General features: G+C 58.4%; 3 protein-coding genes and 1 pseudogene. 1 reads left to right on the forward strand and 3 read right to left on the reverse strand.

What is annotated here, in order from left to right:
- The 3 genes and pseudogenes from MN186_RS08945 to MN186_RS08955 all read right to left on the reverse strand — a co-directional run.
- Positions 1 to 1,361: pseudogene (locus MN186_RS08945) on the reverse strand (IS256 family transposase); the annotation flags it as partial.
- A 253-nt stretch (positions 1,362 to 1,614) separates the two neighbouring features.
- Positions 1,615 to 5,229 (reverse strand): outer membrane beta-barrel protein, encoded by a 3,615-nt coding sequence (locus tag MN186_RS08950; RefSeq protein ID WP_242114037.1) that lies wholly within the window; start codon positions 5,227 to 5,229, stop codon positions 1,615 to 1,617.
- Positions 5,230 to 5,248: 19 nt separating this feature from the next.
- The gene (locus MN186_RS08955) at positions 5,249 to 13,534 is read right to left on the reverse strand and encodes a DUF7507 domain-containing protein (protein ID WP_242114038.1); all 8,286 of its coding nucleotides are present in this window, start codon (positions 13,532 to 13,534) and stop codon (positions 5,249 to 5,251) included.
- Between the two features lie 702 nt (positions 13,535 to 14,236).
- Between MN186_RS08955 and MN186_RS08960 the strand changes: the two genes are divergently transcribed.
- On the forward strand, positions 14,237 to 15,036 hold an 800-nt coding region (locus tag MN186_RS08960), incomplete at its 3' end, for a helix-turn-helix domain-containing protein (protein ID WP_420838919.1).

The following is a 15,036-nucleotide window of genomic DNA, read 5'->3' on the forward strand; positions in this document are numbered from 1 at the left end:
TGGATGATCTCGGGCAGTCGGTTTTGACCGTCGAGCTTTCGCCATTTCTTCTGCGCTGACATCATCAGCTTGAAGGCCATGCATTGCCCGGCAGGCGATTGCCTAGCAATCTGCCGAGAGGGGCCAGCCCGGTCTTCCGACTGAGACATCCCTTGGTGCGTTTTGTTCCATGTCGGACGGTGGCGAATGTGCTTTCGATCGGGTTTGACGTGCGGACGTGCTTCCAATGTTCCGCCGGATAGTCGTAGAAGGTCAGCAGCGCGTCGCGGTCCTTGACCAGCTTGGCGACCGCCTTGTCCCATTTCACACCGTATGTTTCGACGAAGAAATCAAAGGCGACGTTGGCTTCGGCTTTGGTCTCGGCCTGCCAGTCTCTCGGGACATTGCTGCGCAATACACTGTCGGCCAATGGATGTCATGGAGGTGGCCTTTGCCTGTATGGATTTTGGCATCGCGTTCAGCACATTCATCGTCTTGTGCACCCAGCATCTTTGCTCACGCGTCGCTGCAAAGACCTCGCGCAGCGCGGTCCAAAACCCCAGGGCTCCGTCACCCCCTCTCGGCAGATTTGCCTTGCAAATCGCCTGCCGGGCGACGGATGGCCAGTTTGGGGTCTTGTTTCAGGCCGCGCCGCTTGAGATCAAGCAGCAGCTCGCCCCAGCTTTGGGTGCTTTCGCGGAAGCTGTCCACTGCCCGGCAGTGTATTGCGCAGCAATGTCACGAGAGGGGGTCATGGCCAGAAGTTCCTTGCGGCTATATTCATCCGCCCCGACGATCACCAGAACGCATTGCTTTTCCTCAGCCATGCGCGGTTTGAAGTAGACCCCGTCGGCCCAGATGTAGAGAAACCGCCGCGAACCGAGGTCGCGTTTCTGCCAAGCCTCGTAGTCCTTCCACCAATCGGCTTTCAGGCGCGTGACGATCTTGGCGGACAGGCCCCTGGCGTTCGGACCCGGCAGCGCCTCCAGCGCCTCGGTGAAATCGCCCGTGGACACACCCTTGAGATACAGCTAGGGCAGCAGTTCCTCGACCGATTTCGTCTTACGCAGATACCGCGGCAGGATGCTGGGCGTGAAGCTGATCCTGTCTTCGCCTGCGCCGCGATCCCGCACGCGAGGCACCTTCACCGGCACTGGACCAATGCCGGTCATCACCTCGCGTTCGGATAAGTGACCATGGCGCACCAGGCGGGCACGCCCATCCTCCAGCCGTTCCCCGGAAAAGGTGTTCAACAGCGCCGCCAACTCGGCGTGGATCGCCTGTTCGATCAGCTTGCGCGCTCCCTCGCGCAGGACGTCGGTGAAGGGATCGGAGGTAAAACCCGATGGATCAGGCAATTGGGTGATGGTAGTCTCTGACATGTGGCATATCCCTTCCTCAGCAGAGAATTGACGGCGACTCGACACCGCCATGATATGCCGCCCCTCAGGACATCACCAACTTTCGCGCGTTTCTCTCTTTCTGAGCTTGTGATCGGGTGCGGTCATGTTTCAGGTCTCTCAGTTGCGGCTGTGACATGCCGCGGGCTGGCAACTGGGGGCTGACACATGCCAATAACCCAGCCGAACAGAACTGTTCGGCTAGGTCAAAGCTCTCTGGGTAGTGCCCGATAGATCAGAATTTCGCGATGACGTTCAGGAATACGCCGTTGCCAACATAGTCAAGGTCGGTGGGGTTGTCGGACACCTGACCCCATTCATACCCTACACCGATCTTGGCGTTATTGCCCAAGTGACGATAAACGCCCAGCAGGGCCCCAGTTTCGCGGATATCGGATTCCTCTGTATACATCATGCGGGCTTCGGCAAGAATGTCCCATTTGTGAACGACATGCCAATCGGCCCGAATGATACCCAGATGCGCGGTTGATTCCCATGTGTCGCTAGTCAGGCGATCGGTGATTTCGGAACGTCGGTAACCGTATTTGGCCCCCAAAGTCAGCTTTGGCGACAAATCATAGTTTCCGTCGATCGAAAACACGTGGCTGCGCTGTTTCGGCCCATCGGTCGAGCCATTGGCTGTCACCTGATCTTCGCCGGGGAAGTCGTGCAGGAACGTATAGCGCAGCAGCAGGTTCAGACGGTCATTATCAACCGGGCGATAGGCGTAGCCGATGCTGGCCTCGGCGTATTCACCGTCGCGCACACTGCTTTGATCGCTATCGGAAAACAGCGCATCGACATTGGCCAAGAACCGCCATTCCGGGTTCAGGCGATATTCATAGCCTGCCGAAAATGCCCATGTGTCGCGGTCTTGCGCGATGGTCGCGCCGTTTTCGGTGCGGTATTCCAGACGCGTGCGGAAGCTCACCTGGTCGTCATCAGAATAGGCCACCCCAAAAGAATAGGCATCACGGTCAAAATTCCCGTTATTGATGTCGCGGACCTCGCCCATCTCAGTCGAGGCGGCGAAGGTCCAGCGGGCATCAGGTGTGTATTTGACGCCATAAGACCGCGTGATGGACCGGCGGTCGCCAAACAGATCCCAGTTGTTCTCGGCGAAGGTCGACACTTTTTCTGACATTCGGAAATTCGCACCAAGTGTCAGCTTCCCGTCATCGTTTCCGACCAGATCATAGCCTGCGCCGGTGCGGGTCGGGTCAAGGGTGTAGCCCAGATAGACTTCGTTATCCGCTGTGGGTGAATAGTTCAGCCGCAGGCGTCCACCTGTGCCAAGGTCGCCACCGGACAATTCGGCCTCGACTTTCATTTTTTCGCTGATCCGCGCGTCGACACCAACACCAACGCGATTGTTACGCGACAGCCCGCCCGAGCGGTCAAGCGTCGCTTGTCCATACGTATACAGCAACAAATCATCGCTGGGGCGATAATTCAGACGGACGGCCAGATCGGTGCGCCGCCCTGTTTCGGATGCGTCGCCAATAATTCGCTTGTCCAGGTGGCCGATTGCCCCGTCCACAGACCAGACCTTGTTGATGTCATAGCTCAACCGAAACTCGCCTTCGGTCTTGGAATCGCCACCATCGCGATCAAACTGTTCGTAATCCGCTGCGAATGTCAGCCGGTCCGAGATTTCGACCTCGGCGTTCAGGCCAAACAGATCCTGATCTTCCGTAATGTCCTGGTTGAGGGTGCTAAACCCGGCCTCTTTCCGTTCGTAATACAGGTTGAGAAAACCGGGGCGCGTGGCCCCCAGATCTTGCAGGTCCAAATTGGCGTCGAACCGGTAAGCCCCGGCGCGCGGGGCGTCTACGACCCCGTCCTTGGTGATCGTCAGGCCACCATCAGTTGACACAGCCCGCCCAAAGCCCGGCCCCTTTGTCTGCGCATATTCCAGCTCGACATGACTTTTTTCACCAAGCTCATATCGCAGGTCGATACCGGCAGTTGTCTGGTCGGCGGTGCCCGTTTCGTCGCGGGTAAAGGTGGCGCCAAGACGCAGGTCGTCTGTCAGCCATCCTTCGGCGCGCGCGCCCAAAGACGTGCCATCAAGGCTGCCCATCGTGGGAGTGTATTCGTATTGCGCGACCAGGTTGACGTCGTATTTGCCAGTTCCGGTTGAAATCAGTCCGGTGCCCGCCGCCGATGAATTCAACGGCGACGCCAGAATGACGATACCCTGCAAATAGTCGATTTCATAATCGACACCTTCAACCAGACGAGTTGTCCGCACCACGCGCCCCGTGTCCGGATCAATCAGTTGCACGCTCAGGGTTTCGGACCCGCCGTTAATGTCTTGTCGCGACAGGAAATAGACCGATCCACCACTGCCGCGCAGAATGTCGCGCTGCGGCAGCGTATCGGGTTGGGCAGCGTATAGCTTCACCTGCGCACGAGCGTCGCCTTTGTCGGTTACCGACGGCGTGACATAGCGCAGTTCGGCACCATAAAGTTCACGGGTGCTGTCAAGAAACTCGCCCCCTTGAAGATCGGCCTTGAAATCACCCCATGTCAGGCTGGACGCCCCACGTTCAATCCGCGCATAGATGCGGCCCGACGTGGGCGTGTCGTCATAAGCGGTGCTGTCATCACCATAGGTCGGATACACATCTTCCGGGTCAAGGCGGCGCAGAACCTGCCGGGGGTCCTTGTCGTCAAGACGCTTGAAAATATCCTCAAGATCGCCCTCGCCGGTATCGACCGAGGTCGTGAAGGTGTATCCGCCCTGCGTCGTGCCCTTCAGATACATGGCCAAGCGGCCTTCAGCATAGGTTTCATCATAATCTGGATCGGCAGACACCAGATCATCGCGGAAACGCTTGCCAAAGGTCAGATCGGCAATGCCAACGCCAAACCATTCCGAACGCGGCACCTCGACATCACGCCGGATGGTCCGCGTGCGGCCGTTCTCGGTCATCTTGACCGTAACGACGTGATCACCTGCGGGCAGGATGCGAGTACTGACAAAGCGACCGGATGCGTCCACCGGAATGTCTTCGCCCATGATGTTGACGCGGGCACCGGGCATCAGCCCTTTGCCTGATGTTGTCACCAACCCACCTTGCACAGGAATGTGCCGAATACGGGTGCGATCTTCGCCCTCGCCCGCCGCGATCACCTGGCCGCCGCTGGTTTCATGTGTCGGAAAGGCGCGCGTTGTGCGGTCAAGGTCCAGCCAGACCGTTTCATCGAACCGCCCCGCGCGGTCATAGACGCGCAAGGCATAGGCATAGTCGCCCGATCCACCTTGTGGCATGGTCCAAGAAGCGGTGCCATTTGGCCGGATCGGCAAGACGGTGATCGGCTGCCGGCCACGTGCGCTGCGGTCAATCACACGGATTTCAGCGCGCGCGATGGCAGCCGGATAGTTGGTCGAAGCGCGGAAATTGATCGTCTCGCCCGCCCGGTACGCGGCACGCAGATCAGAGGTCGAAACATTCAAAAGTTGGCGACGGTCAAGCCCATCGTATCGAACCTGAACGTCGGCCGCCGCGGCGTTGATATCGTCGGGCCTGCGTGGATCTTTTGGTGCAGGCGCCCCGGCGACAGTATCACCATCGACCGAGATCGAGAAACCAGACGACGCAAAATCGCCACCAGGTGCAGTGCGGATCATTTCCGTGTTCTTACCCGTTGGCATACGTACGATGACATCGGAATTGGCGCGGGCGCAATCTTCGGGCTGCGGGATCATCGCGTCATCGCACTCTGGCGCTTCGGCCCACGCCGGGTTTGCCGCTATCAGGGCAACTGATACCGCCGTCAGCGCGGTCGTCCGCAACAAGCGGCAATGTTTTCCGAACATGGCTTGAGAAGCTTCAAAGCTCATTTGTCACACCCTTTTCTAGTTACTTGCCCGAACGGATGATGGTTTGCTCGATTGTCAGTTTGACCCGCCCCACATCTTTCCAGATCGCGCGCACATGGCGTTCCAATATCCGCATTCTTTCGCGTGCTTCGCGAACGTCAGACGCGGTGGCGTCCTTGGCCAGATGATAGGCAAAGCGCAGGTTCACAGGCTCGCCCGCGATTGTCGGCAATAGCTTTTCAATGCCATCGACCAACGGGCGCGTCAGGGCCAACCGCCCCGCGGCATCCGTGCGGAAAGCGCGGGCATTCACGTCAACCCGAACCACCTGCGTGATCGACGCGCCGAAGTTCATTTCGGACATCTTGCCAGGCGTCAGGCGCTTCACGCGCGGGTTCTCGGTCGTCAGACGGTAACCCGATGGCAGCGAACGTGTGTCAAGCTTCAGAATGAAGTTCGAACCCCGATCCGCCGGCAGCATGGCGCACGGCACATGGAACCGCCCATGATCATCGGTCGTGATGATCGTGCCATCGACACCAACCACACGCACAGACGGAATGCCGATTTCGCCCTGGTTTTGATACCCGTCGCGGTTTTGGTCATCGAAGACCGTGCCAATAACGTCGCCGCAATCAAACACCGGTTCGGGCATGATCTGCACCGTGGCCGTCGCAACCGGCGCCAACAATCCATTGGTGGCCGGATCGCGCAGGCTGGCGGTGTTCACATGCGCACCCGGATCGGCACCCGTTGTGACCCGCGCTGCCAGCGTCAGCGTAACAGTGGTCAGTGGCGGTACCGGTACGTCGGGCCAGGTGATGACACGCCCGGCAACCTCAACCTGTATCGGATTGCCATCCAGTGTCGCGCTGTCAGGCTGATACAGAAAGCCCGATGGCAGCACATCAACGATGTCCAGAACGCCTGCCACAACCGGGTTTTCGTTGCGCACTGTGATCGTATACGGCACGACGCTGCCCCGCTCGACCACGCGCCGCGCGGCAGTTTTTTCGATCGTCAGGCCGGTTGCGGCCAGCGACGGGTCCACCGGCAACCTAGTCGGACCATCAAAGCCACTTCCGTCATGAGAATCGTCGCTGACAGGATCGGACGGATCAGGAATGCCCGGAGGATCAATCGGATCACCTTCAGCGGTGGCACTGTTGGACAGACCACCCCCGCTGACCGCTTCGATCGTCAGAACGAAAGATGCCGTATAGGTCGCAGTTTCGTCGATCTCCAACTCGCCTTCGGTGGAACCGTCAGTGGCCGATACGAAAGTCGGACCTGTATCCAGCGTCAAAGGCCTTCCGTCGATTGTCGTGAAAGTATCAGTCAACGTCAGGTTCTCGACTGGCACGTTCCCGGTGTTTTCAACCGTGATCGTATATGTGACGGTATCGCCAACCCCGGTTATCCCGTCGCCGTTGTCAGTCACGTCCTGCGTCTTGACCACGTCGATCGAGGGGCGCGGAAGTTGTGTTACCGTCTCGGTCGTTTCGTCACAGATCGCCGGGAAGTCGATGCTGCAAATGCGATACGTAACCTCGTAATCTCCGGCTGGCTGGTCGGGTGCCAGTGTGATCAGGCCCGTCGTCGGATCAAGCGTGACACCTGGATCTTCCGAGATGACCGTGATCGCCACGTTTGCCAAGGTTGCTGGGTCGCCGCGGAACGTGTCCGAAGCAAGGATGCTGGTCGTCGTGCCGCCATTCGTGGTGAAAGGCGGGAACGGCTCTGGCAATGCCTCGACACTGGCGACAATTGCGGTGTCGGTGCTGTCGTCTGTTACCGTTTGCGGTGTGCCCGACGGGTCAGAGTATTCGCCCGTAACGGTCGCCGTGTTCACCACTTGACCCGCCGCGATGTCTGCCGCGGTCAGCGCATAGGTCGCCTCAATGGATGTGCTGTCGACCGCGCCCGGTGCCAGACTTGGGATCGTGCCGGTAACGGTCACCCCCGCGAGCGCATCGTCAATTGTGATATTGGTCAATGTCACGTTGCCGGTATTGGTCACGGTAAACGTGAAATCTAGTGGATCGCCAACCGTCGCCATGGTGGTTTCGTAAATCGCATCCTGCGCTTCCTTCACCAGTTCAATCGCTGGGTCTTGCGCAACCGGAACAATGGTCGGCTCATCGGTGGTGTTATCCGCGCCCGACTGATCGGATACATCCCCGCCCGTAGGCGGCGTTCCAGTCGCCAGCGCTTCGTTCAACACTTGGCCATCGTCCAGATCTTGCTGGGTCAGGGTATACGTCGCGGCAAAAGTCGTGTCGTCCACCTGACCGGGGGTCAATGTGATGGGCCCGCCCGGCAGCGTTCCTCCAAACATCGGATCATCAACGGTCACATTGGTCAGCGACACGTTGCCGGTGTTGGTGACCGCGAAGCTGTAAATGATCTGTTGACCCACGATGGCAGGGTCGGTCAGCGCCGACGCATCAGCGGTCTTGATCAACCGGATTTCGGGATCTCGCGTCAGCGGCGTTGTGGTGCTTCCGCTATCCGTATTCGGGTTTCCGGACGGATCAGTGCCAGTCGCAGTCGCGGTGTTCACGACTTCGCCCGCGTCCAGCTTGTCCAGTTCCAAGTTGTATTGGACCTGCACCGTGTCACTGTCGCCCGGTTCAAGACTGGTCACAACGCCGGACAACACACCGCCCAAAAGCGGATCGCTAATTTCAACATTGGTCAGCGTCACGTTACCGGTGTTCTCTACCACTAGGGTATAGGTAATCAGATCGCCGACTTGCGGTGGCGTGGACAGGGCCGAGGCATCTGCCGTTTTGGTCAGACTGATCGCAGGACTTTGGTTGAAGTTAACAACCGTTTCGCCATCACTCGTGAAGTCGGTTCCGGACAGGTCTGTCACATCAGCACCGACAGGCGGCGTCCCGGTCGTGGTCGCCTGGTTGCGCACTTCGCCCAAATCGACATCGGCAAGGGTCACGGTGTAAGGCGCTGCAAAGCTGGTCGTGTCAACCTCTCCTGGTGCAAGCGTGACCGGAGCGGTCGGCGCCACGGGGCCACCCAACAGCGGGTCGTCGATCTGCACATTGGTCAACGTCACGTTGCCGGTGTTCTGCACCTCGAACCGATAGGTGATCACCTCACCTGCCTGCGGCGGTGTGGACAAGCCCGACAAGTCGGCGCGCTTGATCAACGCAATCGACGGGTCTTGCGTTAAGTTCGTCGACTCACTGCTGGGCGCGTTGACACGGCCACCCGCTGGCGGCAGGCCAGACGCAGTGGCCGTATTGTCCACCTGCCCGGCATCTAGATCAGCCACAGTCAAGGGATAGGTCGCGCTGAAGCTGGTCGTGTCCACATCACCCGGCGCAAGCGTGACCGGAGCAGTGGGCACAACGGCCCCGCCTAGCATCGGGTCGTTGATCTGAACGTCGGTCAACGTCACGTTGCCTGTATTCTCGACCCGGAACGTATAAGTTACATCATCGCCCGGCTGCGCAGGGTTCGTGACCGTGCCTGTCTTGACCAACGAAATCGCCGGGTTTTGAGCCACCGGAGAGCTGGTGGACCCAGTAGCCGTGACAGTCGTTCCCGAAGGTCCATCGCCGCTGGCGGTCGCCGTGTTGTCAACCGACCCCGCGTCAAGGTCGGATTGTTGCACCTGATAAACGACACTGACGGTGTCCGTGTCGCCGGGCGCAAGCGAGGTCACCACACCAGACACAACCCCACCCAAAATCGGGTCGTCGATCTGCACATTGGACAAGGTCACGTTGCCTGTGTTTTCGACCGTTAGGGTAAAGGTAACCTCGTCCCCGATCACTGTCGGGCTGCTCAGTTGCGACGCATCTGCAGTCTTAGTAAACGCAATCAATGGGTTGCGCGGAATCGTGGTCACTGTGCTGCCAACATCCGAAGTATCGGCGCCATAAGGGTCGGTGCCGGTCGTGGTCGCAGTGTTCGCGACCTGACCTGCATCAATATCCGTTTGGGTCAGTGTATAGCTGCCCGTAAACTCGGTGTCGTTCACCTCGCCCGGTTGCAACGTAATTGGGCCACCCGTCAAGTTTGCCCCAAGCAGCGGGTCGCTGATCACCACACCGGTCAGTGCTACATTGCCCGTATTGCGCACTTCGAACGTATACGTGACATCCTGCCCCGGCTCGACTACCGAAGGTGGCGTGCCTGACTTGATCAACTCGATCAACGGCGAGAATGCCGGCGCAACTGGGGTCGGGTCGTTCTCGCCTGGCTCGTTGGCGACACCGTTGCCGTTGGGGTCCGGGTTGGGGCCATTGTGGGACGGATCACTCAGTTGCGGATTGGTGGCCGATGTCTGGCCTGTCAGGGTTCCCTCGCCCGTGACAGTTGCTTGGTTGTCGAAGGTCTGATCCGATGTGTTCGGCCGCACTTGAAGTGATATGTCAAGGGTACAGGATGCACCCGCATTCACACCGAAGCCACTGGCAACAGTCTGATCGCCAGCGCCGTTGAAGCCACCGTTAACACCGCCACAGCTTCCCGAAGGCGCCGACAGAGTTCTGTATTCCCCCGCCGCCAACGCACCCGCCGCAGCCGTGTACGTACCGAAACTGCCAAGCGGATCGGTGATCGCGATGTTCTCAAGCCGCTCAAGGCTCAGGTTTTCGACATTCAGCTGGAAGGTGACATCGAACGAGCCATCTGCATTGATCGTAGGACCAGCCGTCACCTGCTTGGCAATCCCGATCCGCGCTTGTGGAACCAGCCCGAACAAATAGCCGCTTTCGTCGGTATTTGACCCGACTGCGACATTGGCGATTTCCGTGGCCGATTGAACCGTGCCACCTGCCGTCGCACTGGCAACGCTGGCAACGCCATCATTCAAGTGTGGTTCGGGCACAGTTCCGCGGGTGATCGTATAATCGCCTTCAGGCACGAACGGAAAGATGAAATCGCCATTGGCATCTGTCGTGACCGTAGACGTGAACGGATCACCATCGCTTGAGGTGCCCGTAAGCGTCACCTGAGCCCCGGCAATCCCCGTATCATCCGTATCCATCACCCCGTTGTTATTGAAGTCACGAATGACGTTGCCCGACACCGACGACGAGTTAACGGTAACGGTTGCCGTGTCACTGTTATTGCTGGGATTAATGTCAAGCGAACTTGTCTCGACCCAGGTCTGGTTCGTGAAATCCTGTGGATACGCGGTAACGCGTGTCAGTTTGACCGGCACGTTGATCTGAACAACCCCGCCCGAGCTGAGCGTGCCAAGATCACACGAGAATGTGCCGGCCCCCGCAGCCCCCACACAGGTTGAAGCAGACGCAGAACCCGAAACGACCGTGACCGTTGGCGTCGCTGTCAGAACCATATCTCCCGGCAAGGTGTCAGAGACGACAACATCATCCGCTTCTGCCAGAAGCGGACCGGTGTCGTCGCGGTTGACCACATCAATCGTGAAATTGAAGGTATCACGGAGGTTGACCGGCGCGGTCGGTGCCGTCTTCGTGATTTCCAGATCAGCGCGGGTGCGGATGGTTGTCGGTTCATCAGCATTATTGTTGGCAGTATCGGTGTCGAAACCGGCAAGAACCTCGTCCGAGGTCACGCTGGCATTGTTCAGCACCGTCCCCTTGGCCGTGCCCCGCGCCGTCAGCGTGATGCTTCGGGCTTCCCCTGCAGGAACAAACGGGAACGAACACACAAGCTGCCCCCCGACATCCCCAACAGATGGAACGGTCGAACAGGTGCCATCAGCCGGAACCGTATGGGATTGATAGCTTATGCCGGTGGCCGGCATATCATCCGTCACAACCACGTTTTCAGCAGCCGACGGCCCGCGGTTGTCAACGGTAATTGTGTAATCCGTATCCTGACCCACGGCAATCAAGCCATTGCTGACGTTCTTGTTGATCACAAGGTCAAGCTCAGGGTCGCTTACGTCGACGATCGAGGTGGCATCGTTATTGCCCGTATCGGTTTCGGTCGTGCTGGTCGAAACGGTTGCGGTGTTGGTCAGTTGGGTGCTGCGCGTAATGGTATTGGGGCGCACGACCACTGTCAGCGTCTGCTGTGCCTCTGGGCCGATTGAACCCAAATCACAAACAAGCTGATCGTTGCCCGGTCCCGTGACAGAACCCGCAGCCGGAACGGCCGAACAAGAGCCTGCAGATGGTGAAGCGGAAATGAACGTCACATCATGCGGCAAGGTGTCTGTAATCGTTACCGCATCGGCGCGGCTAAACCCGCGCGCCTGGTTGGTCGCGGTCAACACATAGGTCAGATCCTGTCCCGCCGCGACCGGATCGGGCGACCCGACTTTGGTCAGGCTAACATCAGTGCGCGCCTCGACATCGAAAGTGGCGTTATCAGCGTTGTTGCCGAAGTTCGGATCCGGCGTCGTTGTGGACGTCGCGTTGGCAGAGTTGGTCCGGCCAGCCTCGGCGTTGCCGCCGGGGCGAACGCTTACAGTGATCACGGGGCAGTCAACACCAGACGTGCAAACCGGCAGTTCATCAATGGTGCATGCCAGAACACGGCTGAAACCACCGCCTGGGTTGTTTTGACAAGTCACGCCGGTTGCGGCGTTGGCGTTGATCGTCTCTCCTACATATCCCGCGTCCGTGGCACCGGCTGTATTGTTGATCAGCTTGGTCAACACGTCGTCAACCGCGATATCGCGTGATGTCTCAGGTCCCGCGTTGACAATTTCCAACGTAAACGTTTGGACCTCGCCCGCAGCAACGGTCGCAAGCGCCCGCCCTTTAATCAACGAGATGTCCGCCGAAACGGTGGGCTCGCCTGCCGTCACGGTCGATGTTGTGGTGTCATTGCCGGTGTTCAGATCCGGGATATTTGCATCAGGCGAACTGACCGTCATCGAGTTGGTGATCGTCCCCGACGCTGTCGCCTCGGTCTGAAGGGTTACGCGGGGTGTAGAGGCCCCGGGCTCCAAGGGCGATCCTTGGGTATATGTCCGTTCGCACACAACTTGCGCCGGCCCAATCACAGTTGGCGGCGTACAAGTCCATCCCCGAAGCGTGGCACCGGTGTAAGTCAACCCAGCGGGCAGATCATCGGTCATCACCACTGTGCCGTAAAACGGGGCATTCCCGACGTTCTGCGTTCGAATGTCGAAATCATAGGTGTTTCCGACAACAACCAGCGGCGGTGTAGGGCCCGATTTGCTGGCCGACAAGTCCACAACCGGATCGGAAACCGTGGCGCCGCCGTCTGTGTCGCTGTTATTTCCCGGGTTGGGATCGGCCGGGCCATCTGCGGTGATATTGGCAGTGTTCGTTGGGTTGCCCGCACTGATCGCGGTCGCGGTGATCGTGACATCACCCAAGGGAACATTCGCGCCCGCGCCGCTGCCAGATGTCAATTCACAGCTGACATCTGGCGCTTGGATATCACAGACCCAGCCGCTGCCCGGAGCGGGATCGACCGAGTCGATCTGGTACTGCGGCGGGATAGTGTCGGTAATCGTCAAGCCCGTCGGATTGCTGCCGGTATAGCTGGGCGACAACGTGAACGTGACCTGATCGCCCACCAAAAGCGAGCCACCTGGCGCACGCGACTTCGCCATCTGCACGTCACTGCCCGCAGTAATGGCGGTGTCGGTGGTCGTCGTATTGTTGGCGGTGTTAGGGTCGCGCGGCGACCCGCCGCTTATGCTGCCAACCGCGGTTACGGTTGATCCGGCGGCTGCCGAGATCTGCCCCGTGAAATCCAAGCTGGCCGTGCCACCAACCGGCACCGTCCCCGGAATGGTGCAAATATACGTGCCGCCGGACAGCGAACAACCGGCCGGCGGCGTCACGTTCGTCAAGCCGGTCGGGATCGGGAACTCCAGCACAGCACTGTTCAGATCATTCGGCCCGAAGTTTTCGGCCGTGAAGGTATAGGTGACGGTATCACCAGATGCCGCAGTACCACCCAGAGGTCCATCCACTGTCAGCCCGACATCGGCCCCCGCCGCGATGGTTGTGTTCTCAGTCCGTGCGTTGTTTGCCGTATCAAAGTCCGTCTCAACGCCATTCGTCTCGGGCACGCTCGCGCTAAATGTTATTGTGCCAGCCTGATCAACCTGGACATCCGCTGCAAGAGACACGGTTTCATTCGCCGCCACTGGGGGCACCGTGCAGGTCACGGTTGTCGGTCCCGTCGCTGGCAACGGTGCGCAAGGCCCGATCGTGCCGGAAACGCCCGTCAAGCTGGTGTTGGCTGGAATATCCAGATCAAGCGTCGTCGCGGACGCACCATCCAGCCCGCCATTCTGCACCGTCACGCTGTATGTTACAGTACCACCAGCCGGCACAGGACCATCAGGCGTCGGGTCGAATCCATTGTCATTAAGAGACAAGGCCCAGTCGACATTCTGTGCCGAAGCAACCCCCGGCAAGGCCACCAAAATGAATGTTAGGGCGACCAGAGCCGCCTGAAAAACTGCACTAAACCGTCGCTTCGGGCACCACCTAGTCCTTTTGTCTGAACTTGCGAAGAAGGACCGAATAATCGTCTGACAAACAAGCAACGGACAAGACATGGATCAGGAAACTCTTTCTTCGTAAAAGTCCAACCTTCCCTCACACCAAATGGTCAAGGCATAGGCGGTCAATCGTGGTTAATTGAGACGGCAAAGCCGAATGATACAAAGCCCTCATACAGCGCCGCAGCGCAGCGCTCAAGGCAAGGCGTCTCTTATTGTTCGGCAGCCCATCTCATTTAAACTTTTAGAGGATTATTGTCACATTTAAGTATCAGCTAACTAACCACAGAGAAAAGGCAGCTTGAATGAATGCAACCATCACATAAATAATTTTTATCACAGATAAAAATTTACCCATGTCTGATGGAAGATCAAAAAATGCCATCAAGTGAAATGTTGACATTAACGACAGAAGAAATTTCCATAAGAGACCGAAACGAATTCTGGGCAACGCTTGCCGCTCCGTTTTACCGGCTCACTCCACCAACCAAAGATGACGTCGTTCAGGCGCATCTTGAATCGCGGATGTTTGGGTCTTTCATGGTCGGCAGACGAAGATTCAGTGCCCGCAAATGCGTGCGTGATCGCGCAATGATCGCGCGCAACGGGCTTGATGGCTACCAGCTGGATTTTTTCGTCAAGGGGGCCCTGATCGGTGATTGCGATGGAACCGAAATAAAACTGAACCCTGGCGATATCGGTGTTTGGGATTACGCCCAACCGCACAAGGACATCCAAAGTGCGGGTGCCAGCGTTATGATCTACATGCCGCGCGACCAGATTGATAAAGCCACGGGTGGTCGAAGCGCGCACGGTACGGTTTTGCGCGCAGGACAATCGAGCACACGAATTATCACGAACCTTGCTTTCGGCTTTGCGGATGTAATGGCCGACATACCCGTCAAGGACGCAATGATGATGGACCATGCGACAATTGACCTGTTTGCCGCCGCTGTTGCGGGACGCCTGCCCCAAGCAGGCACCAGCGACGCGACAATGCATCAAACCGTGCGACGTCAGATTGTCGAGTTCATCGACAACCACCTGGGCGATACCGAATTGGGGCCGGACATGCTGGTCGATCACTTCCGCATGTCTCGCGCGCAGCTTTACCGTATGTTTCCCAACCGAAACGGTATCGCACAAATCATTCGCGAACGGCGGCTGGCCGCAGCGTACCGAAACCTGCACCAAAGCAGATCAGACTCGATCACAACCATTGCGCACAAATACGGATTTTCAAGCAGCAACCAGTTCCTGCGTGCGTTTCGCAGGCTGTATGGCATAACACCGACAGAAGCGCGCCGGATGCCAATGTCACCGTTGGTTGCCGATCCAGACGTTGCCGGGTTGTCATCTCATCTTGCGACAGCAAG

The organism is Aliiroseovarius sediminis (assembly GCF_022678485.1).
Taxonomy (GTDB): domain Bacteria; phylum Pseudomonadota; class Alphaproteobacteria; order Rhodobacterales; family Rhodobacteraceae; genus Aliiroseovarius; species Aliiroseovarius sediminis.

What these genes read in the sequence shown, in the direction of transcription:
- MN186_RS08950 (WP_242114037.1), bottom strand. Translation starts at nt 5,229, where the DNA reads ATGAGCTTTGAAGCTTCTCAAGCCATGTTCGGAAAACATTGCCGCTTG.